Origin of the sequence: Streptomyces sp. NBRC 109706, assembly GCF_000974485.1 — a bacterium.
In the GTDB taxonomy this organism is placed as follows: domain Bacteria; phylum Actinomycetota; class Actinomycetes; order Streptomycetales; family Streptomycetaceae; genus Streptomyces.
Window position 1 is genome coordinate 330,099 of sequence record NZ_BBOM01000010.1, and the last position, 20,856, is coordinate 350,954.

At 71.3% G+C, this 20,856-nt stretch carries 18 protein-coding genes; 6 read left to right on the forward strand and 12 right to left on the reverse strand.

Going from position 1 to position 20,856, the window contains the following annotated elements; translation table 11 throughout:
• Positions 1-979 precede the first annotated feature (979 nt).
• Positions 980-1,402: a cold-shock protein gene (locus tag AOM46_RS23895; protein WP_062214829.1), complete on the reverse strand. Its 423-nt coding sequence runs from the start codon at positions 1,400-1,402 to the stop codon at positions 980-982.
• Positions 1,403-1,700: 298 nt separating this feature from the next.
• On the opposite strand from AOM46_RS23895, the gene AOM46_RS23900 reads away from it, so the two are divergent.
• From AOM46_RS23900 to AOM46_RS23915, 4 genes are all read left to right on the forward strand, one after another.
• Entirely contained in the window at positions 1,701-2,750 is a 1,050-nt protein-coding gene (locus AOM46_RS23900; RefSeq protein ID WP_062215202.1) for a glycoside hydrolase family 5 protein, read from the forward strand.
• A 472-nt stretch (positions 2,751-3,222) separates the two neighbouring features.
• Positions 3,223-5,082 carry a hypothetical protein gene (locus AOM46_RS23905; protein WP_078857135.1) on the forward strand — a complete coding sequence of 620 codons (1,860 nt, stop codon included), beginning with the start codon at positions 3,223-3,225 and terminating at the stop codon, positions 5,080-5,082.
• Positions 5,083-5,253: 171 nt separating this feature from the next.
• On the forward strand, positions 5,254-6,642 hold the full coding sequence (locus AOM46_RS23910; RefSeq protein WP_062214831.1) for a GntP family permease: 1,389 nt from the start codon (positions 5,254-5,256) through the stop codon (positions 6,640-6,642).
• A gap of 116 nt (positions 6,643-6,758) precedes the next feature.
• A complete protein-coding gene (locus tag AOM46_RS23915) occupies positions 6,759-7,805 on the forward strand; it encodes a lactonase family protein (protein ID WP_062214838.1) in 1,047 nt (348 codons plus the stop codon).
• Between the two features lie 75 nt (positions 7,806-7,880).
• Here the strand turns inward: AOM46_RS23915 and AOM46_RS23920 are convergent, their stop codons facing one another.
• The 3 genes from AOM46_RS23920 to AOM46_RS23930 all read right to left on the reverse strand — a co-directional run bounded on the left by AOM46_RS23920 (position 7,881) and on the right by AOM46_RS23930 (position 12,150).
• Positions 7,881-8,645 (reverse strand): polysaccharide deacetylase family protein, encoded by a 765-nt coding sequence (locus AOM46_RS23920; RefSeq protein WP_062214841.1) that lies wholly within the window; start codon positions 8,643-8,645, stop codon positions 7,881-7,883.
• Positions 8,646-8,823: 178 nt separating this feature from the next.
• Entirely contained in the window at positions 8,824-11,037 is a 2,214-nt protein-coding gene (locus tag AOM46_RS23925; RefSeq protein WP_078857136.1) for a GMC oxidoreductase, read from the reverse strand.
• Positions 11,038-11,199: 162 nt separating this feature from the next.
• Complete coding sequence (locus AOM46_RS23930) at positions 11,200-12,150, reverse strand: LLM class flavin-dependent oxidoreductase (protein ID WP_062215208.1); 951 nt, start codon at positions 12,148-12,150, stop codon at positions 11,200-11,202.
• Positions 12,151-12,341: 191 nt separating this feature from the next.
• On the opposite strand from AOM46_RS23930, the gene AOM46_RS23935 reads away from it, so the two are divergent.
• Positions 12,342-12,908 carry a GNAT family N-acetyltransferase gene (locus AOM46_RS23935; protein ID WP_062215211.1) on the forward strand — a complete coding sequence of 189 codons (567 nt, stop codon included), beginning with the start codon at positions 12,342-12,344 and terminating at the stop codon, positions 12,906-12,908.
• A 57-nt stretch (positions 12,909-12,965) separates the two neighbouring features.
• Here AOM46_RS23935 and AOM46_RS23940 read toward each other — a convergent pair whose 3' ends face one another.
• From AOM46_RS23940 to AOM46_RS23975, 8 genes are all read right to left on the reverse strand, one after another.
• Positions 12,966-13,544 carry a snapalysin family zinc-dependent metalloprotease gene (locus AOM46_RS23940; RefSeq protein ID WP_062214843.1) on the reverse strand — a complete coding sequence of 193 codons (579 nt, stop codon included), beginning with the start codon at positions 13,542-13,544 and terminating at the stop codon, positions 12,966-12,968.
• Positions 13,545-13,653: 109 nt separating this feature from the next.
• Positions 13,654-14,286 carry a DJ-1/PfpI family protein gene (locus tag AOM46_RS23945; RefSeq protein ID WP_062214845.1) on the reverse strand — a complete coding sequence of 211 codons (633 nt, stop codon included), beginning with the start codon at positions 14,284-14,286 and terminating at the stop codon, positions 13,654-13,656.
• A 123-nt stretch (positions 14,287-14,409) separates the two neighbouring features.
• Positions 14,410-15,396: a GlxA family transcriptional regulator gene (locus AOM46_RS23950; RefSeq protein WP_062214847.1), complete on the reverse strand. Its 987-nt coding sequence runs from the start codon at positions 15,394-15,396 to the stop codon at positions 14,410-14,412.
• Between the two features lie 165 nt (positions 15,397-15,561).
• On the reverse strand, positions 15,562-16,551 hold the full coding sequence (gene mgrA, locus AOM46_RS23955; protein WP_062214849.1) for an L-glyceraldehyde 3-phosphate reductase: 990 nt from the start codon (positions 16,549-16,551) through the stop codon (positions 15,562-15,564).
• A 111-nt stretch (positions 16,552-16,662) separates the two neighbouring features.
• Complete coding sequence (locus AOM46_RS23960) at positions 16,663-17,490, reverse strand: ABC transporter permease (RefSeq protein ID WP_199824050.1); 828 nt, start codon at positions 17,488-17,490, stop codon at positions 16,663-16,665.
• Positions 17,487-18,572 (reverse strand): ATP-binding cassette domain-containing protein, encoded by a 1,086-nt coding sequence (locus AOM46_RS23965; protein ID WP_078857137.1) that lies wholly within the window; start codon positions 18,570-18,572, stop codon positions 17,487-17,489. Before AOM46_RS23965 ends, AOM46_RS23960 begins: the two co-directional genes overlap by 4 nt.
• Before the next feature lie 61 nt (positions 18,573-18,633).
• The gene (locus tag AOM46_RS23970; RefSeq protein WP_234313934.1) at positions 18,634-19,299 is read right to left on the reverse strand and encodes a LysE family translocator; all 666 of its coding nucleotides are present in this window, start codon (positions 19,297-19,299) and stop codon (positions 18,634-18,636) included.
• Positions 19,300-19,307: 8 nt separating this feature from the next.
• On the reverse strand, positions 19,308-20,051 hold the full coding sequence (locus AOM46_RS23975) for a metallophosphoesterase (RefSeq protein ID WP_062214852.1): 744 nt from the start codon (positions 20,049-20,051) through the stop codon (positions 19,308-19,310).
• A gap of 169 nt (positions 20,052-20,220) precedes the next feature.
• On the opposite strand from AOM46_RS23975, the gene AOM46_RS23980 reads away from it, so the two are divergent.
• On the forward strand, positions 20,221-20,841 hold the full coding sequence (locus AOM46_RS23980; protein ID WP_062214853.1) for an ABATE domain-containing protein: 621 nt from the start codon (positions 20,221-20,223) through the stop codon (positions 20,839-20,841).
• Positions 20,842-20,856: the final 15 nt, after the last annotated feature.

The window sequence follows — 20,856 nt, forward strand, 5'->3', positions numbered from 1 at the left end:
CGAAGCGACCGTGACCGGGAACGGTGCGGGTGCTGCCGTGACAGAAACCACCGGTCCCCGCAGTGACCGCGACGGCTGCGCCCCCCGAGCAACGGGCGGGCGCTGCTCCGCAACAACCGTGCCAGGGAAGGAGGGTCGCCCGGAGCCAGCCACACCCCACGACGGCGTCAACCGGAAACGACCCCGCTCGGCAACTGCCGCTCCCCGCAACGGCCGTGGTCACGGACAGCCATAGCCAGCCACAGCCATAACCGGGAACGACGGCGGAGGCCCCCGCAACTCCCCCGGCCGGGAAGGACCGTCACCGTTCGCAACCACGACCTTGCCCAGCCCAAGAACGACCGCAACCAGCAACGGCGCCGGAACGCCCCCGGCCGGGAAGGACCATGGCCACCCGCGACCCCGACCGGATCACCCCAGGACACGGCCGCAACCAGCAACGACCACGCCCCCGAAACAACAGTGGCCCCGCAACTCCCGCAGCGGGGAAGAGCCGTGACCACTCGCAACCGCGACCGGATCGGCCAAGGGAACGGCGGCAGCCAGCAACGACCCGGCCCCGGAACAGCGCGGGTCCCGCAACTCCCCTGATCCGGAACTGTTGTGGCCCGTCACAACCGCGTCCGGGCCCAGCCCGGAGAAGGGCCGCAACCAGCAGCAGCGGGACGCCGAAACAGCAGTGCCCCCGGAACGCCCTCGTCGGGAAGAGCCATGGCCACTCGCAACCCCGACCGGACCCGCCCAGGGAACGGCCCGCAACCAGCAACAGCCCCGCCCCGGAACAACTGTGGCCCCGCGACTCCCCGGGTCGGGAACGGTCGCGGCCGGTGGGAGTTGTCACCCGGAACGACGCCGGCCAGGGGACGTTCCCGGAGCGGCCGCCGTGGGCCCGTTCCCGCCCCGGAACGGCCGGGCCCCCGCCTCGGAGTTGGTCCGGGGCGGGGGCCGGCGTTCGACGTTCGGACGTGCGGGGCCTCGGTCAGGAGGCGATCCAGCCGTGGCCGCGCGCCAGGCGCTCGACCCCCTGCCGCACCTGAAGAATCTGCGCGGCGGTCAGGCTGGAGACACCTTCGAGAAGGGACTCGGTCAGCTCCTGCCGGAACTCCCGGGGCGACAGCACATCGCAGAGGCCGTCCTCGACCACGGCGGAGGACTGCTCGGAGCGGGCGGGCATGGCCGCGACACTCTCCGGCGAACTCTGCTTGACCACACTCACCAGCGACGCCTTCGGGCCACGTTCGCCCTGCGCCACCTCGAACTCCACAACCGCACCGGGCTGATAGAGATGCTTGTCGTCCAACAAGTCATTCGCGTGCATAAAGACGTCTTCACCACCCTGATCGGGAATGATGAATCCATATCCGCGAATGTCATCAAAACGAACAACCCTGCCCTGCGCCATAGCACACCTCACCACAAGAGCCAGTTAGCTCAACAGCCAATCCTCCCGGAAGACTACCAAGTTCGCCGCGCCGCGTCGGCCCCCCTCCCGGGAAGCCGGCCGCAACCGCGCGGCGCGGCGACGGCGCGGCGCAGGGCACGGCCCCGTTGGTACGGACTATTGACCGCGACAATTGGCTGACTCTACGTTCAGGGCGACCCAACTTCCGTACTTCCCCCACGCTCCGGGGCACCACGCCCCGGCACGAACGGAGACGAAGGCCATGGCTGTCACCCCCTCCCCCCACCCCGAAGAGTCGATGGAACCGGCGGCAACCGACCGCCGTCGCCGGCGCCCCGGCTGGCGCGCGTTGTTGGCCGGCGTGCTCGCCACCGGCGCCGCCGTCGCAGGCGCCTCGCTCGCCAGCGCAGGAGAAAACGACCGGGCGGCGGACGTCGCCCCGTTCGCCGAGCACGGCGCGCTTGCGGTCTGCGGGACCGCCCTCTGCGGGGAGAGCGGCGAGCCGGTGCAGCTGCGCGGCATGAGCACCCACGGCACCCAGTGGTACGAGCAGTGCGTCACCGAGGAGTCCCTCGACGTGCTGGCCCACGACTGGGGCGCCGGCGTGATCCGGGTGTCCACCTATGTGCAGGAGGACGGCTACGAGACCGACCCGGCGTACTTCACCGATGTGGCCAGCCGGATCATCGACCAGGCCACGGAGCGCGGGCTCTATGTGATCGTCGACTGGCACATGCTCACTCCGGGCGACCCCAATGTGAACACCGAACTCGCGAAGCAGTTCTTCACGGAGATCACCGCCCGCCACGGCGACCAGGGCAACCTTCTCTACGAGATCGCCAACGAGCCCAACGGGGTGAGCTGGAACGGCATCAAGAGCTACGCCGAGGAGGTGATCCCGGTGGTGAGGGCCGGGGACCCGGACGGCGTGGTCCTCGTGGGCACCCGTGGCTGGTCGTCCCTCGGTGTCTCTGAGGGCTCCGACGAATCGGAGATCGTGGCCAACCCGGTGAACGCCGACAACGTGATGTACACCTTCCACTTCTACGCGGCCAGCCACCAGGAAGGCTACCTGGACACCCTGGACCGGGCCTCCGACCAACTGCCGATCTTCGTCACCGAGTTCGGCACCGAGGAGTACACCGGCGACGGCGGGCACGACTTCGCCTACGCGCAGCGCTACCTCGATCTGATGGCGGAGAAGAACATCGGCTGGACCAACTGGAACTTCTCCGACGACTTCCGCAGCGGCGCGGTCTTCGAGCCGGGCACCTGCGACGCGGGGTCCTGGGGCGACCCGGGCTCGCTCAAGGAGTCGGGCGCCTGGATCAGCGCACGCATCGGCTGACCCCCGGCACCTCCAGGTCCCGCTCCCCCACACCCCCGCCGATGCCGCGCCCCCACCCCCGGGGGCGCGGCATCGGCATGCCCGGCGCACCCCGCCCCGAAGGCACCGCCGGCCCCACGCCGTTCACGCAGGAAAAGGGCTCCGACGACACAACATGACAGAGAGCGCTCTCTCAGATTCCCCGTCCCCAACCCCGCGCCCGGTCGGCAGATCCGGAACCGGGTGCGGGGCCGTGAACTGCCCTTTTCCCACGGCCGTCGCCGAACTGCGGTTCCGGAGCGCCGGGTGCCTTGACAGTCCTCGCGCAGGCCAAGAAACTCGCCGCGAGTACCACTGAGAGCGCTCTCTCAGTGCCCGGGGCGTGGTGGGACGCCAACTCCCCGGGTGCCACCTGCTGTTGTCGCGAGCGCGTCGAGCGTCGTCCCCGCCCGTCGCGGTCGCGCCTCTTCTGCACCCCCCACCAGGAGATCCCATGAGAGCAGACACACGCGGCCGGTTGCCGCTGTCCCGCCGCGGCATGGTCACGGCCGGCGCCGCGGTGCTGGTGTCGGCCGGCCTGTTGGCCGGACCGCTGCCGGGCGCCATCGCCGGCGAGGAGAGCGGCGGGGAGTCGGCGCCGCTCGCCGTCCCCGAGACCGACCCGTACGCGCCCGACCTGGGCCCCAACGTCCATGTCTACAGCCCCTCGACGCCGGTGGGCCAGATCCAGGGCGAGCTGGACGCCATCTACGCCCAGCAGCACACCAACCAGTTCGGCACCGAGCGCCACGCGGTGCTCTTCGAGCCCGGCGACTACCCGCTCGACATCAACGTCGGCTTCTACACCCAGATCGCCGGTCTCGGCCTGTCGCCCGGCGATGTGAACGTCAACGGTCATGTCCGGGTCGAGGCCGACTGGTTGGAGCAGGGCGACGACCCCAACAACCTCGGCAACGCCACCCAGAACTTCTGGCGCGGCGCGGAGAACCTCACGGTCTCGGTGCCGGACGGCGAGATCGAACGCTGGGCGGTGTCCCAGGCCGTGTCGTATCGGCGGATGCATCTCAAGGGCATCGGCGTCCAGCTCTGGAACGGCTATGACGGCTGGGCCAGCGGCGGCTTCTACGCCGACACCAAGATCGACGGCTTTGTGGAGTCCGGTTCCCAGCAGCAGTGGCTGACCCGCAACACCGAGCTGGACGGCGGCTGGAGCGGATCGGTGTGGAACATGGTGTTCGTGGGTTCCACGGGCACCCCGCCGCCGAACTTCCCCAACCCCTCGCACACGGTGGTCGACGAGAGCCCGGTGATCCGCGAGAAGCCGTTCCTCTACATCGGCGAGGGCGGCGAGTACCGGGTCTTCGTGCCCGATCTGCGGCGTAACGCGGTGGGCACCAGCTGGTCGGGCGGGCAGGCCGCGGGCGAGTCGATCTCGTTGAGCGAGTTCTTCGTGGTGCACCCGGACGCCTCGGCGGCGACCATCAACGAGGCGCTGGCCGAGGGCAAGCACCTGCTCTTCACCCCCGGCGTCCACCACCTGGACCAGGCGCTCGAAGTGCGGAACCCGGACACGGTGGTGCTGGGCCTGGGCCTGGCGACGCTGGTGCCCGACACCGGTGAGGAGGCGATCCGGGTCGCCGACGTGGACGGCGTCAAGCTGGCCGGCATCCTGATCGACGCGGGCGCGGACAGCTCCCCGACGCTGATCGAGCTGGGCCCGGAGGGTTCGTCCGCCGACCACGCGGACAACCCGACCTCGCTGCACGACGTCTACTTCCGCATCGGCGGCTCGCACCTGGGCCGGGCGGACAACAGCCTCACCGTCAACAGCAACCATGTGATCGGCGACAACCTGTGGGTCTGGCGGGCCGACCACGGTGAGGACGGCACCTGGGGCTGGGACGTCAACACGGCGGCCAACGGCGTGATCGTCAACGGCGATGACGTCACCATGTACGGCCTCTTCGTCGAGCACTACCAGGAGTACCAGACCATCTGGAACGGCGAGCGCGGCCGGACGTACTTCTACCAGAACGAGATGCCGTACGACCCGCCCACCCAGGAGGCCTGGGGCAGCAGCGGCAACGGGTCGTTGGGCTGGGCCTCCTACAAGGTCGCCGACTCGGTGACCGAGCACGAGGCGTGGGGCGTCGGCGCCTACTCGTTCTTCAACGTGAACCCGGACATCCACGCCAGCCGCGGCTTCGAGGCGCCCAACACGCCGGGGGTGCGGTTCCACAACCTGGTGACGGTGTCGCTGGGCGGGGTCGGCACCATCGACCGGGTGATCAACGACGTGGGTGACGCGGCCAACCTGGCGAGCCAGCAGTCCTATGTCACCAGCTACCCGTAACGGGATGTTCGCCACGCGAACGGAACCGTAGGGATCCCGGGCCGGCCGGGTGGGGCGCGCTCTCCCCACCCGGCCGGCCCCGTTCGCGTTCCTCGACGCGGTCTTTCGAGGTGAGCATGACAGGTGGTACGTTCCGCCGACGCCAGGACCCGACGTGCAACGGAGCTCGCCATGTCCACCGAAGAGGAGTGGGTTCAGACGCTGTCGACCGGGCCGCTGCTGGCCATCGCGGCGGTGGCGGTCGCCGCCCTGCTCTTTCTGATCGTCGTCCTGCGTCTGCACGCCTTTCTCGCCCTGGTCGCGGTCAGCCTGCTGACCGCCTTCGCCACCGGCATCCCGTCCGAGCAGGTGGTGCCGACGCTGACCGGCGGCTTCGGGGACACCCTCGCCAATGTGGCGTTGTTGGTCGGCCTCGGCGCGATCCTGGGCCGGTTGATCGAGGTGAGCGGCGGCGCGCAGGCGTTGACCGACGCGATGATCCGCCGCTTCGGGGAGCGGCGCGCGCCGCTGGCCCTCGGCGTGGCCTCGCTGATCTTCGGCTTTCCGATCTTCTTCGACGCCGGTCTGGTCGTGATGCTGCCCATCGTCTTCGCGGTGGCCAGACGGCTGGGCGGCGGGGTGCTGCGCTACGGGCTGCCGGCGGCCGGGGCGTTCTCGGTGATGCACGCCTTTCTGCCGCCGCACCCGGGGCCGGTGGCGGCGACCGAACTGCTCGGCGCCGACATGGGATTGGTCACCGTGACGGGGCTGCTGATCGCCCTGCCCACCTGGTACGCGACCAGCTATCTGTTCGGCCTGTGGGTCGGTCGGCGGGTGGTGCTCCCGGTGCCCGATCTGCTCACCGGCGGCCCCGAGGCCGCCAGGGACGAGGAGCCGCCGCGCCCGGGGACCGTGATCGGCCTGCTGCTGCTCCCGCTGGTGATGATCTTCGCCAACACCGGCCTTGACGCGGCGCGCGCCGCCGGCTGGATCAGCGGTGAGGAGAGCTGGTACGAGCTGGCCAGGGCGCTGGGCTCGACGCCGATCGCGCTGCTGGTGGCGGTGCTGGTGACCAGCTATGTGCTGGGCACCAGGCGCGGCCGGGGCCGGGGTGTGTTGGAGGAGTTGACGGACTCGGCGCTGGGGCCGGTCTGCTCGATCATCCTGATCACCGGCGCCGGCGGCATGTTCGGCGCGGTGCTGCGCGCCAGCGGCATCGGGGACGCCCTCTCGCAGAGCCTGGACGAGCTGGGGCTGCCGGTGATCGTGGCGGCCTTCGTGGTGGCGTCGGCGCTGCGCGTGGCGCAGGGGTCGGCGACGGTCGCGCTGACCACGGCGGCCGGCCTGATGCAACCCGTCGTGGACGGCGGGGACTTCAGCGCGCTGCGGCTGGCGGCCGTCGTGATGGCCCTGGCCGCCGGCTCGGTCATCGCCAGCCATGTCAACGATTCGGGGTTCTGGCTGGTGGGGCGCTTTATGAACATGGACGTCAAGACGACGCTCAAGACCTGGACGGTGCTCCAGACGTTGATCGCCGTCACGGGCTTCGCCCTGGCCTGCGCGCTCTACGCGGTGGCGTAGGGGCTCTCCCTCGGATCGCCGCTCCGCGCGACGCGCGGGCGGCGGCCCCGGGCCGTCCCCGGCGCCGGGTGCCGCCTACCGTGTGAGGGCACCAACAGCACGACGGACGGAGCGAGATGGCGGATCGGCTGATCTGTGTGGGGTCCTACACGCCGGACAGCGGCGGCAGCGGGGCCGGGCTCACGGTGTTCCGGGAGGACGCGGACAGCGGGGCGCTGACCCTGCTGGCCGAGCTGGACCTGCCCGGCGCCTCCTGGCTCGCCTGGCACCCTCGGCTGCCGGTGGGCTATGCGGTCAACGAGTTGGAGAAGGGCGGCGTGACCGCGTTCTCGTTGGCTCAGGACGGCACCCCCCGGGTGCTGGGGCGGGTGGACAGCGGCGGTTCCGCGCCCTGTCATCTGGTGGTGACGCCGGACGGGCGCCATGTGGTGGTGGCGCACTACGGCAGCGGCAGCGCCGCGGTGTTCGCGGTGGACGAGGAGGGCCGTCTCCAGGAGCGGACCGACCTCGCGGTGCTCAGCGGCAGCGGCCCGCACCGGGAGCGGCAGGAGGCGCCGCACGCCCATATGGTGGTGCTGGACGCGAGCGGTTCCCTGGTCACGGTGGTCGATCTGGGTACCGACACCCTCTGGTCCTTCTCGCTCACCCCGGACGGCCGGCTGGTGGACCGGACGGCGGCCATGTTGCCCGCCGGATGCGGGCCCCGGCAGCTGGTCAGGGACGGTGCGGGACGCGCCTATCTGGTGGCCGAGTTGACCGGCGAGCTGATCGCGCTGCGGGAGCCGGCGCCCGGCGCCTTCGAGGTGGTGGCGTCCGTTCCGGCGTCGGGCCGGCCCGAGGAGAACGCCGGCGCGCAGCTCACCCTGGGCGCGGACGGCCGCTTCGGCTATGTGTCCAACCGGGGTCCGGACACCGTGACGGTCTTCGCGCTGCCGCCGGAGGCGGCGGGTCGGGACGCGGCTCCCGAGGTGGCGGGCGAGTATGTGCTGGACGCCGCCTGGCCCCGGCATTTCGCGCTGGACGGCGGACGGCTCTACGCGGCGGGGCAGTTCGACGACGTCCTGGTCACATTGGATCTGGACCCGGCGACCGGGCTCCCGACGGAGCGCGCCCGGCAGTCGGTCGCCTCGCCCGCCTTTGTCACGGTGGTGCCGGAACGCTGAACGGATGCGGTCGGACCTGGGCGCTTCGTCGTCAGGTCCGACCGTGTCTCGGTCCGTTTCGGGCGGGGCCGTGCGTCAGCGGTAGACCTTGCCGGGCTGGGCGGCCCCGGGCGCGAAGAGCTGGCTGACGGTGACAAAGGTGTAGTGCTCGGCCTTCAGTTCCTCGATGATGCCGGGCACCGCCGGCACCGTGCCGTCGTAGAGGTCGTGCAGCAGGATGATGCCGTCCTCGTCGGCGCCGTCCAGGACCCGGCTGCGGATCAGGTCGGAGTCGGTGGTCTCGTAGTCCTTGGCGGTGACGCTCCAGAGGATCTGGGCCAGTCCGAGTTCCCGGCTGATGTCGCCCACCTCGTCGTTGGTGCGGCCCTGCGGCGGGCGCATCAGGGTCATGGTGATCCCGGTCAGCTCCTCGACGGCCTCCTGGGTGCGCCGCAGTTCCTCCCGGACCTCCTCCGGCTCGATCTCGGTGAGCCGGGGATGGGTCCAGGTGTGGTTGGCCAGCTCGTGGCCCTCGTCGACCATCTGCTGGACGAGTTCCGGATAGGTTTCGATGTGGTTCCTGCCCATCAGGAAAAAGGTGACCGGCACCTCCTCCTCGCGCAGGATCTCCAGCAGTTCCGGGGTGTGTTCGCTGGGCGCCGAGTCGAAGGTCAGGGCTATGCACTTGAGTTCGTCGCAATCCGGCCCCTCCAGCTGCACCGCGCCGTCCACCGGCTCGCCGCGCACATCGGCCGGGGAGACGGTGGACATCGAGCAGCCGCTCAGGGTCAACGCCAGCGAGGCCGCCGCGGCCAGCAGGGCGACGGACTTTCCCCCGGTGCGCACGTTCTTTCGCGGCACGACAGATTCCCCCCGTATTCAGGTGCTGTTCGAAACGCCGATCCCTCGTATCGACGTTTTTCTTCAGACAACCAACCGGGGGACGGGCTTTAGTCGGTTTATCCTAGAACTGCCTCCGTGGGGTCCTTCGGCGGGGGTCTTCCCGACTGTCTCCGGGCCGGTTGCCGCCGCTGCTCCCTCAGCCGGGGGTGCCGGTCAGCTCCTCGGCCGCGCGGCCGGCGACCCGGTAGGCCAGGGCCAGGATGGTCAGCACCGGATTGACGCCGCCGTTGGTGACATGCAGCGAGGCGTCCACCACCCGCACATTGTCGTGACCCCATACCGTGCCCCAGGAATCGGTCACCGACGTCCGGGGATCGTCGCCCATCCGGCAGGTGCCGGCCTGGTGTTGGCCCCCGCTGGGATGGGTGGGCTCATGGGTGCCGAACGGAAAGACGGCGCGGGCGCCGCTGGCCCGCAACCACTCCGTCGCCCGCTCGGACAGCAGTCTCGCGCTCGCCAGATCGGCCCGATGGGGCCGCCCGCTCAACCGCGCCACCGGAACACCGAACGCGTCCCGGGTGCCGGGGTCGACCGTCACCCGGGAGGCGGGGTTGGGCACCTCGTGCACCGGCCCCGTCACCATGGCCAGCCGAGGATAGAGCTGCCGCAGACCATGGACCGCCGCCGCACCCCAACTCGGGATCTGACCGAGTGCGACCAGCGTCTGATAGGCCTGGAGCGGAGTTGGCACAAAGTCGTTCGCCAGCATTCCGCCCCCGATCACTCCCGGGTTGTGGTGGCGGAAGTCGTTGCAAGCGATGCTCGGCCCGGGACCCACGCAGTCCTGCACCGGGGTGTCGAACAACGCGTGTGCGCCGGCGTAGAGATGGCCCTGGAGATGGCGGCCGACCTGGTCGTGGTTGTTGCCGAGCCCCTGGGGCTCGCGTTCGGACGGGCTGTTGAGCAGCAGCCGGGCGGTCTCGATCGCGCCGGCGCCCAGGAAGAACGCGCGCGCCGACACGGTGCGGCGCGCCACTCGGCCACTGGAACCGTCGGCGACGCCGGCGGCTTCGGTGGCTTCGGCGGCACCGGCGGCTTCGGTGGCCAGCTCGACCGCGACCACGCGTCCCCGCGCGTCGCTGACCAGCCGCACCGCCCGGGTGCCGGTGACCACATGGCAGCGCCCGGTGGCCAACGCCCGGGGAAGCACGGTGTTCCTGGTCTCGTTCTTGAAGTCCCCCGGGCAACCGAAGCCCACACAGGTGGCGCAGCCCAGACAGCCGCCGCGCCCGTTGTACGCGGTGGAGTTGATCAGCAGCGGCACCGGCGAGGTGGCCAGGCCCAGCGCCTTCGCCCCCTCGCGCAGGGGCGCGGCCACCGCGTTGGGGCGCACCGGCGGCATGGGATAGCCCCGGGAGCGTGCCCCGGCGAAGGCGTTGCCCGCCGCGTCCCCGCTGACTCCGACCTCCCATTCGGCGCGCTCGTAGCAGGGGGCCAACTCCTCGTAGCTCAGCGGCCAGTCGGCCAGCGAGCTGCCCTCGGGCACCCCGTAGACGGTGGCCATGCGGAAGTCCTCGGGGCACATCCGCCATGCCTGCGCGCCATACACCCGGGTGCCGCCGCCCAGCGTCATGGCGTTGTTGTTCCACCGGGGATCGGCCGGCCCCACGGCCTCCTCGCCATCGGCTCCGGCGACGACGCGCGGATTGCCCCGGGCCGGCGGCCCGGCCAGGCTGTCGTAGTGGCCGACCAGACCGACCGCGCGTTGACTCCGCAGATGGTCACGGCCCAGCTCGCTCGGGATCAGCCAGTCGCCGCGCTCCACCAGCAGGACCCGGAGACCCGCCTCGGCCAGCACACATGCGGCCACCCCGCCGCCGGCGCCGGAACCGACCACCACCGCGTCGTAGTCGTCGGCTATTCGCTCCCAGTCGGTACCGGCTGGCGGGGTGTCGTCCGGTCGCGGCCAGGAGGCGTCCGCCGGCCGCTCGCGGTAGCCGATCAGCCGCCAGGAGATCCCGTCCCGGTTGCCGCCGTTGCCCGGATCCCCCCAGAACCCCTGCCCACAGAGGCGGATCAGGGTGCGCAGAAAACCGGCGGGATCCGCCCCTCCCCCGACGGCCTCGGCGCGGCCGGCGAGCGACTCCTCGATCAGGCGATCCTGTTCGGCGGGAGCCAGGGCGGCGAAGGCCGCCCCGGCATGCCGCGCCGCGGCCTCCCCGTCGAGCCAGGCCAGCCCGGCCTCCACCAGCGGCGCCTGCTCCCGGGCCGCCGCGCCGAGCGCCGCCGGGAGGAAGGCGTCGAGCCCGGCCTCCCAGCCGCCGGGGTGGCCGTCGGGCGGGATCAGCCGGTTCACCACCGCGCGGAGGGTGTCCAACAGGGCTGGTGCGGCGGGCTGCCACGGCGTCATCGGCTCTCCCTCGGGGTGGGCCTCGGGCATGCCAGGCGCGTCCGACGCCACCCCACCCGATGCTTGATCAGCACACCATCACATCAAACCCGGTCGGAACGACCGCGCACCGGGACCGTCCAGGAGCGCCGCCCGGCCACCCGCCGCGCGCCGGGTGACTCCCTAGAGCAGCCGACCGAGCCCGTCCAGCGCCCCGACCGGATCGGGGCCCACCGGGAACAGCACCGCCTCGTCGAGCCCCGCCTCGCCCAACTCCGCGATCCTCGCCCCGGCCTGCTCCGGCGTGCCGACCACGGCCAGCCGATCCACCCAGGCGTCCGGCAACCGCCTCGCGAACTCCTCGGCACTGCCCGCCTGTTGGCGCAGCTCGGCCAGCTCGTCCGCGAACGGGAGCGGCGCGATATGGGGAGCCCATGCCGGCTCTCCGACCGCCCCCAGGGTGACTCTAGCCCGCTCGCGCGCGACGGCGGGATCGTTGTCCACAGCCCCGACGTTGTAGCCGACCACCCGATGATCATCCCGGTCGCGGCCGGTCCCCCGCCGGACCGCCGTCAGATACTCGGGGGTGACCGGCTCGGCCAGCAGCGTGCCGTCCGCCGACCGGCCGGCGACCTCGACGGAGCGCGGCCCCCGCACCCCGGCCAGCACGGCGGGCGCCCGCAGCGGCGGCGCGGCCAGGCGCACCCCGTCCAGCCGCACATAGCGGCCCTCGACGGTGACCGTCTCGCCCGCCAACAGCCGGCGCAGCGCCTCCAGATACTCGGCGAGCAGGGTCAGCGGGCTGGCGGGCCACGAGCCGACCTGCCGCATCCAGTCGGGCATCCCGTGGCCCACGCTCACCTCCAGCCGACCGGGGTGAAAGTTCTCCAGCGTGGCCAGCTCCATGGCCGCGAACGCCGGATTGCGCGCCCCGGCCGGCAACAGGCCGAGCCCCACGGTGATCCGCTCGGTCGTCGCCAGCACGGTGGCCGCCTGTGCGATCCCCCCGTTCAGAAAGCAGTCCTCGACGATCCAGAGCGAGGCAAAACCGTTCTCTTCCGCTCGCCGGGCGAAAGCCAACAGCGTCGGGCCGTCCAGACTCGGCGGCACGATCACACCCACGGGAACACTCACGACGACTCCCTCGTTCCTCACCAACGGATCCGGTTCCAACACATCTGGTTCCGACAGGTCCGGTCCCAACAGATCCGGTTCCAACAGATCCGGCCCCTGCGCATCCAGTACGCCGACGACGGTATGCGGGCAGGGTTCCAGCGCGGAGTAACCGGTGGCGGGGCGGCGGGCGAATGGCCAGGATCTTCCGCATGCGTTCCTTCCTTGAGACCGATCGACTCACGCTCCGTCCGTTCGCCGAGGACGATCTGGACCGGCTGGTGGAGCTGAACAGCGATCCGGAGGTCACCCGCTTCATCAACGGCGGCCGGCCGATCCCCCGGACGACGCTCCGGGCACGCTCCCTGCCCAGGGTCACCCATATCCACCCGTGCTGGGGAACGCCGGGCTACTGGGTGGCCGAGGAGCGCGCGACGGGCGAGTTCCTCGGCTGGTTCGAGTTCCGCCCCCTGGTCGATGACAGCCCGGCCGAGGTCGAGCTCGGCTACCGGCTGCGGGCAGCGTCCTGGGGGCGCGGCTATGCGACGGAGGGTTCACTGGCCCTGATCGACAAGGGTTTCGCCGAGTTGGGGGTGGAACGCGTCACGGCCAACACCATGGCCGTCAACGCGCGTTCCCGCCGGGTGATGGAGAAGTCCGGGCTCTCCTTCGACCACGCGTTCACCGGCGACTGGCCGGAGGCGATCCCCGGCTCCGAGCACGGCGAGGTCGCGTATGTGCTCACCCGTGCCGACTGGGCGGCACGTCGGCACCCGTAGAAGAGGCACCGAAACGGCGACGGTGCCGCCCGCGCGTGGACGGCACCGCCGATCCGTTCAGTCCCGGGTGAGGACCGGCCCCTGGGGAGCCCCCTGGGGAGCGACGAACGCGCCCCCGAAGTAGCTCTCGACGGCCGCCCGCTCGGCGGCGTCGGGGTAGGGGTTGACGCAACCGACGCCGGCCGTCGAGCCGGACATCAGGCTGCTGCACGGGCCCGGCTTGATGTCCGGCAGGCCGAGGATGTGCCCGAGTTCGTGGGCGGCGATCCGGGTGGTGTCATAGCCCTCGGTCACGGCCTGACGGCCGAACCAGACGGTGCCGTTGCCCAGGCTGGTCATCAGCGCGCGCGGCCAGCCGTTGTCGGCGATGATCCGGATGTTGGCGGACTGGCCGGGCGCCACCGGTTCGAGACGCACCCCGGTGACGCTCTCGTTCCAGATGTCGGCGCCCGCGTGGACGGCGTCGACGAACTCGGCGGCGCCGCTGACGTCATAGGTGAGGGTGGTCGCGGCGGCGGACTGCTCGTCGGCGACGGCCTGGCCGCCGGTGAGGATCAACGCGACGCTGGCCAGCAGGGTGACCAGCACCCGGAGAACCCTTCCGGGGAGTGCCCGTTCGGCTCTGGTGGGGGACATCTCAGCCTCCTGTGGGGGGACGATGCGAGACGCGCCATAAGACGTGCTCATGACAGAAACCATCTGCCCAGTCACCGCCCGGACCAACCGGCGGGGGCCGTCGGCCGGTTCAGCGCCCCCGGCCGCCGGGGGTCGGCAGATAGTCCCTGACCTCCTGCGGCGCCTTGGCGTAGGAGCCGGAGTCGAACGGCGGCCGCGGATCGTACTCGATCATCAGCTGCGCCGCCTGCGCGGCCACCGGCCCGGACAGTCGCTCGGCGAGCACCAGCGCCATGTCGATGCCGGAGGAGACCCCGGCGGCGGTGATGACGCGGCCCCTGACCACCACCCGCTCCTCGGTGTAGCGCGCGCCGTGCGCCTCCAGATCGGCGACCGCGCGGAAGTGGGTGGTGGCGTCGAGACCGCGCAACAGGCCGGCGGCGCCCAGAAGCAACGAGCCGGTGCAGACGGACGTGGTCCAGCTCGTCGTGGCGTGGATCCGGAGGATCCAGTCGAGGAAGGCGCGGTCGCGCTGGAGCGGCCGGGCACCGGGACCGCCGGGGACCACCAGCACATCGGCCGAGGAGAAGTCGTCGAACCGGTGGGTGGCCGACAGCCGCAGGGAGTCGGCGCCGTCCGGCACTGGCCCGAGGTCGGCGGCGGGGAAGAAGACCTCGGCGCCCGGCAGTTGCCGCAGGACCTCATAGGGGCCGATGGCGTCCAGGGTGGTGATGCCGGGGAAGACGGGAATCAGGATGCGCATGATGACGTGGGTGACCTTTCGGGAAGACCGAGGGGAATCGGCCGACTTGAGTCGGGGACGGGCGGAACAGGGCAAGGAACGAAAGACGCGAAAGGCGGGCGAAAGAGACCTGGCAGGGTGGCGTCAGGCGGGGGTCGGCTGGATCCCGCGCGTGAAGCGCTGCCGGTAGGCCCCTGGGGTGACATGGAGCGTGCGCTTGAAGCTCCGGTGGAAGGTCTCCACCGTGCCGAACCCACAGGAGCGGGCCACGGCATCGACGGTCATATCGGTGGTTTCCAGGAGCCGCAGGGCCGCCTCGACGCGGGTCGTCTCGACATAGGCGGCCGGCGTCCGTCCGACGGAGTCGCGGAAGACCCGGGCGAAGTTCCGCTCGCTCATCCCGGCGCGGGCGGCGAGCGCGGCGACGCTCAGATCGTGGTCGAGATGGTCGGCGATCCACTCCAGCACCTCACGCAGCGGCGACCTGGCCGGGCGCTGGGCCGCCAACTGCGTGCTGAACTGCGCCTGGTCACCGGGGCGCTGGACGAACATGACCAGCTGTCGGGCGATCCGCCGGGACAGCTCGGGGCCGTGGTCGTCCTCCACCATGGCGAGAGCCAGATCGATCCCGGCGGTCACCCCGGCGGAGGTCCAGACGTTCCCGTCCCGTACGAAGATCGGTACGGGATCGACCGTGACGGCGGGGTGGGCGCCGGCCAGCAGATCGCAGGCGGACCAGTGGGTGACGGCCCGCCGCCCGTTCAACAGCCCGGCCCGGGCCAGCAGAAAGGCGCCGCTGCAGACGGAGGCGACCCGGCGCGCCCGGCGCGCGGCCCGGGAGACCCAGTCCACCAGCCGCTCGTCCTCAGCGGCCCGGTGGACTCCCGCGCCGCCGACGGCGATCAGGGTGTCGACCGAGGCGGGGTCGAGCTGTCCGAGCGTGGCGGTCGTCGCCACGCCGAGGCCCGAGCTGGAGGTGACCGGCCCCGGCTCGGCGGCCACCACCTCGATGGACGTGCCGGGGATGTCCCGGGCCGCCTGGGCGAACACCTCGTGCGGGCCTGCCAGATCGAGGGCCTGGAACTGCGGGAAGGTCACGAAGACGACGCTGCGCGTGCGGCGATTGGTCACCCCACGATTCTGGGCGGGACCCGATCGTGGCGGCAATGACCTTGTTATGACGATTCCTGCCAGCCCCGGCCGTCCTGCGGTGGCCAGGGGCGGCGAACACGGAACGGCGGGAGCCGCGCCCCGTGGGGCCCGACTCCCGCCGCTTCTGGGACTTCGCCCGGGCGCTCAGCCCAGGTGGCCCTCGATCTCGGCCAGTTCCTCGTCGCTGAAGTCGAGCCGGTGGATGGCGCCGACGCTGTCCTCCAGCTGCTTGACGCTGCTGGCGCCGACCAGGGCCGAGGTGACCCGACCGCCGCGCAGCACCCAGGCGATGGCCATCTGGGCGAGCGTCTGACCACGGCGCTCGGCGATCGCGTTCAGTGCCCTGACCTTGTCCAACTTCTCCTGGGTCAGGCCGTCCTTGGTGAGGAACGGGCTGGAACCCGCGGCACGCGAGCCCTCCGGGACGCCGCCCAGATAGCGGTTAGTGAGCAGGCCCTGGGCGAGCGGCGAGAAGGCGATGGAGCCGGCGCCGACCTCGTCGAGGGTGTCCAGCAGACCGTCCTCGACCCAGCGGTTGAACATCGAGTAGGACGGCTGGTGGATCAGCAGCGGGGTGCCCAGCTCGCGGAGGATACGGGCCGCCTCGCGGGTCTGCTCGGGCGAGTAGTTGGAGATGCCGACATAGAGCGCCTTGCCCTGGCGCACCGCGGAGTCCAGCGCGCCCATGGTCTCCTCAAGCGGAGTGTCCGGGTCGGGGCGGTGGGAGTAGAAGATGTCCACATAGTCCAGGCCCAGCCGGCCGAGGCTCTGGTCCAGGCTGGAGAGCAGGCCCTTGCGGGAGCCCCACTCGCCGTAGGGGCCGTCCCACATGAGATAGCCGGCCTTGGTGGAGACGATGATCTCGTCGCGGTAGGGGCGCAGGTTCCTGGCGAAGAGCCGGCCGAAGTTGGCCTCGGCGGCGCCGGGGGGCGGGCCGTAGTTGTTGGCCAGATCGAAGTGGGTGACCCCCAGGTCGAAGGCGCGGCGGAGGATAGCGGCCTGCACGTCGAGGGGCCGCTCGTCGCCGAAGTTGTGCCAGAGCCCGAGGGAGACGGCGGGCAGCCTCAGTCCGCTGCGGCCGGAACGACGGTAGGACATGTCCTGGTAGCGGGAATCCGCGGCGACATAGGTCACGATGCGTCCTCGATCGATTCGGTGTGAAGAGTCCGGTTCAGGCTGGACCGCCGAGTATCGTCACACGCGGCGGCAACGGTGGGCAACCGGCCCCCATGCGCCTCCGCGCCCTCAGAGCTTTCGTTTGAAGACCCACACCGAGAGCGGGGCGAAGACCGCCGCGATGGCGACGGCCCAGGCCAGCGACTTGAGCACGGGGGCGGCGACGGCACCGCCCAGCATCAGCCCGCGGCAGGCCTCGGCCAGGATGCTGACCGGGTTGATGTCCACAAACGCCTGGAGCCAGCCGGGCATGGTGTCGGTGGGCACGAAGACATTGCTGACGAAGGTGAGGGGGAAGAGCGCGGTGAAGCCGAAGATCTGCACCCGCTCGGCGTCCTTGGCCAACAGGCCGACCAGCACGGCGACCCAGGAGAAGGCCAACGCGAACACCAGCAGCAGCACCACGGCGGCCAGCATGCCGATCGGGCCGGGAGAGCCCAGCCGGAAGCCGAGGATCAGCCCCACGACGAAGACCAGCAGGATCGACCACGCCTGTTTGACCTGATCGGCCGCGATCCGGCCGGCCAACGGGGCCCAGCGGGCGATGGGGAGCGAACGGAGTCGGTCGAACACCCCCTTGGTGAGATCGGTGTTGAGGCCCTGCCCCACATAGAGCGTGACGAACAGCATGTTCATCACGATCATCCCGGGGAGCATGAAGGTGAGGTAGTCGTGCACCGAGCCGGCGATCGCGCCGCCGAACACATAGGTGAACAGCAGCACGAACATGATCGGTTGGATGCTGAAATCGCTCAGCTCGAACGGGTTGTGCCGCACCTGGACGAGGGTGCGCCAGGCCAGGGTGAGGCTCTGTCGCACCCCTTCGGCCAGGCCCACCCGGGCGCCGGGCTCGGCGCCCGCACCGGACGGGCCCCGGGGGGCCGCTTCGCTGGTCAACGTGGAGCCTCCTCGCTCGGGCCGCGCCTCCGCTCGGGGGCGCCGGTGGCCGACGGCATCCCCTGCCCGCGGCCGGGTCCCTCCCCCTCGCTCGCCTTCCCCGCCTTCCCCGCCTCCCCCGCCTTCTGGTCACCCTTGTCGCCCTCGTCGCCCCGGGCCGGACGACCGGTGAGACCGAGGAAGACCTCGTTGAGGCTGGCGCCGCGCAGCGCCAACTCCGTGACCCGCACCCGGGCGTCGTCCAGCCGGCGCACCACGGCGGGCAGCACATCGGGATCGCTGATCGGCACGGTGACGAGGGCGCCCTGCACCTCCGGATCGGCACCGGCCAGCTCGGCGACGGTGCGTCGGACCAGCGGCAGCTGGTCGGCGTCCTCGGGACGGACCGCGAGGGTGCTCCCGCCGGCCTTCGCCTTCAACTCCTGTGGCGTGCCCTGGGCGATCAGCCGACCACGGTCGATCACCACGATGGTGTCGGCGAGTTCGTCCGCCTCGTCCAGATACTGCGTGGTCAGCAGCACCGTGGTGCCTTCCGCGACAAGCTCCCGGGTCAGCTGCCACATCTCGGTGCGGGCACGGGGGTCGAGGCCCGTGGTCGGCTCGTCCAGGAAGAGCACCGGTGGCCGCCCCACCAGACTGGCCGCCAGGTCCAGCCGGCGCCGCATGCCTCCCGAGTAGGTGCCCACGGCCTGATGGCCGGCCTCGGCCAGCCCGAAGCGCTCCAGCAGCTCCTCGCCCCGCTGCCGGGCGACCCCGCGCCGCAGGCCCAGCAGACGGCCGATCAGCACCAGGTTCTCGATGCCGGTGAGTTGCTCGTCCACCGAGGCGTACTGCCCGGTGAGGCCGATCAGCCGACGGACCCGATGGGCGTCGCGGCAGACGTCGTGGCCGTGCACACTGGCCCGCCCGGAGTCGGGCCGGAGCAGGGTGGCCAGCACCCGGACCACCGTCGTCTTCCCCGCGCCGTTGGGGCCGAGCAGACCGAGCACGGTGCCGGGCCGGACCCGGATGTCGACCCCGTCCAGCGCGGTGGTGCCGCCGAAGCGCTTGACCAGCCCCTCGGCCCAGATGGCGTGCTCCATGCGCGCTCCTTCCGAGCCCTTCCACTATGCGGTTGTCCCGGGGGCGGCCGCGACCGGAGGATCACCTGGACGCGGCCGAACGTATGCCGAGGGTGAGCAGCACCAGGGCGCTGACCCGGGCGATGGCCGTGCGTGTCCTGGGGCTGTCCATCAGCCGTCTGGCGCCGGTGATCAGCGCGGTCCACAGCAGCAGCCAGCCGGCTATCAGCGTGGCGTGCACGCTGACCAGCAGCACCAGCTGTCCGGCGAAGGAGCGGTGGGGATCGAGGAACTGGGGGACCAGCGTCAGATAGATGGCGGCGGCCTTGGGATTCAGCACATTGCCCAGCAGGGCCTGGGCCCAGGCGGACGAGCCGAGCGGACGGGACAACCTCCTCGGGAGCGAGCGCGCGGGGCGCATGGTCGGTGGGCGAGGATCCGGGGGAGCGTGCGGGCGGATGTGTGGGCGAGGGGCAGCCGAACGCCAGGTCCAGACGGCGAGGGCCACCAGATAGGCCGCGCCCAGCAGGCGGAGCGTGGTGTACGCCTGGCTGGAGCGGGCGATCAGGGCGGAAAGCCCGACGAGCGCCAGCGCGCCATGGACATAGAGCCCGCCGACCGTGCCGGCGATGACGGGAATCGCCTGCCGCCGGCCGCCGGCGCCGACATGGCGCGTCAGCAGGGCCAAGCTGGCACCCGGGGTGACGACCAGCGGCAGCACCGCCATGGCGAAGCCGACAGCCGCCACCGAAGGGGTCAGGACACCACCCGGAAGTGCGTGGTCAACCGGCGGTCGTCGTCCAGCACATGGAAGGCGAGGCCGGGAGGCGCGGCTCTGTCTGCCGGATCGTCCGACTCCCAGGGCATGCGCAGCGTCCATGTGACGGCGGGGGCGACCACCACGGGGACGCCGGCGAAGAGGGAGACGGCCGCGGTGTGCGCATGGCCGGTGAGCAGGGCCACCACCTGTGGATGGGCGGCCAGCAACTCCGCCAGCTCCTCCGTGTCGCCCAGGCAGGAGCCGTCCGGCAGCGGATGGTGCAACGCCACCGGCGGCTGGTGGAAGGCGATCAGCGCGGGGACACCGGGGCCGAAGGCGGTGAGCGTGGCGTCGATCCAGGAGACCGTCTCCGGGGCCAACCACCCCTCGTTCCGGCCCGGGATGGTGGCATCGCACATCAACACGACCGCGTCTCCCACGCGGTGCGCCCGATTGATCGGGCCGGGCTCGGCCGCCTCCCCCAGCAACACCTCGCGGTAGGCGCGGCGTTCGTCGTGGTTGCCCGGGCAGCACAGCACCGGGAACGGGGCGGTCAGCAGGCCGGCGGCCTCGCGATACTCCTCCGGGGCGCCGTGGTCGGCGATATCGCCCGTGACCAACAGGGCGTCCGGAGCGGTGGGCAGCGCCCGCAGATGGTCCATCACCCGAAGGGCGCGCTCGGTGGATCGCGCGGTGCCGTCCAGATGGAAGTCACTGAGCTGTGCCAGCAGAAGGGCCATGAGCCCTCCCCCCTCTCGAAGTTCTTCTCACGGTAAATTTCCTCTTTACCGTGAGAAGCAATCTAGACTAGACTCGTGACCCAGCGCAACCACCCCGGCGGATAAAGTGACACATCGTGATCCACAGGGGTTCCTGGCGGCGCGAACGACGAGCGGAGAGGAAGGGGCGATGGGGACACGACGGCATCTGGCGGTGGAGCTGGCCAGCACCATCCGGCACGACGGGCATGGCGGCGTGGCCGACGACCTCCTCGCCCCCGAGGATCTCGACCAATGGGTGGTGGAGCACGCCGAGTTGTTCGACTCCCGGCTCGATATCGGGCGGTTCCGCGCCGACGACGCGCTGCTGGCCGAGGTGGTGGCGCTGCGCCAGGCGGTGCGCGCCCTCTTCGCCCACGCCGTCCGCCCCGGTCCGGCCAGCCCGGCGGACGCCCATCGGCTGCTTCCCGTCGACGAGGCCCTGGCCCGGCTCAACGAGGCGGTCGCCAGGGAGCCGCTCACCGCCTGGATCGACTGGCCGGACGGGGCGCCGCCGGTCATGGTCTCGCTCTCCGCGACGGACGATCAGGGCACCCGCCTCGCCGCGGCGCTCGCCCGGGCCACCATCGCGTTTCTGACCGGCCCCTTCCGGGAGCGGCTGCGTGCCTGCACGGCCCCGCGCTGCGTGCGGTACTTCGTGCAGGGCCATGGCCGTCAGGAGTGGTGCAAGCCCAGCTGCGCCGACCGTGTCCGCGCCGCCCGGCACTACCGGCGGCAGCGCGCCAGAAAGCCGGAGGAGGAGGCGCCATGACGGGCCGTCGCACAG

Coding starts and splice junctions, on each gene's coding strand:
- AOM46_RS23895 (WP_062214829.1), bottom strand. CDS start 1,402: ATGGCGCAGGGCAGGGTTGTTCGTTTTGATGACATTCGCGGATATGGA.
- AOM46_RS23900 (WP_062215202.1), top strand. CDS start 1,701: ATGGAACCGGCGGCAACCGACCGCCGTCGCCGGCGCCCCGGCTGGCGC.
- AOM46_RS23905 (WP_078857135.1), top strand. CDS start 3,223: ATGAGAGCAGACACACGCGGCCGGTTGCCGCTGTCCCGCCGCGGCATG.
- AOM46_RS23910 (WP_062214831.1), top strand. CDS start 5,254: ATGTCCACCGAAGAGGAGTGGGTTCAGACGCTGTCGACCGGGCCGCTG.
- AOM46_RS23915 (WP_062214838.1), top strand. CDS start 6,759: ATGGCGGATCGGCTGATCTGTGTGGGGTCCTACACGCCGGACAGCGGC.
- AOM46_RS23925 (WP_078857136.1), bottom strand. CDS start 11,037: ATGACGCCGTGGCAGCCCGCCGCACCAGCCCTGTTGGACACCCTCCGC.
- AOM46_RS23935 (WP_062215211.1), top strand. CDS start 12,342: ATGCGTTCCTTCCTTGAGACCGATCGACTCACGCTCCGTCCGTTCGCC.
- AOM46_RS23940 (WP_062214843.1), bottom strand. CDS start 13,544: ATGTCCCCCACCAGAGCCGAACGGGCACTCCCCGGAAGGGTTCTCCGG.
- AOM46_RS23945 (WP_062214845.1), bottom strand. CDS start 14,286: ATGCGCATCCTGATTCCCGTCTTCCCCGGCATCACCACCCTGGACGCC.
- AOM46_RS23965 (WP_078857137.1), bottom strand. CDS start 18,572: ATGGAGCACGCCATCTGGGCCGAGGGGCTGGTCAAGCGCTTCGGCGGC.
- AOM46_RS23975 (WP_062214852.1), bottom strand. CDS start 20,051: ATGGCCCTTCTGCTGGCACAGCTCAGTGACTTCCATCTGGACGGCACC.
- AOM46_RS23980 (WP_062214853.1), top strand. CDS start 20,221: ATGGGGACACGACGGCATCTGGCGGTGGAGCTGGCCAGCACCATCCGG.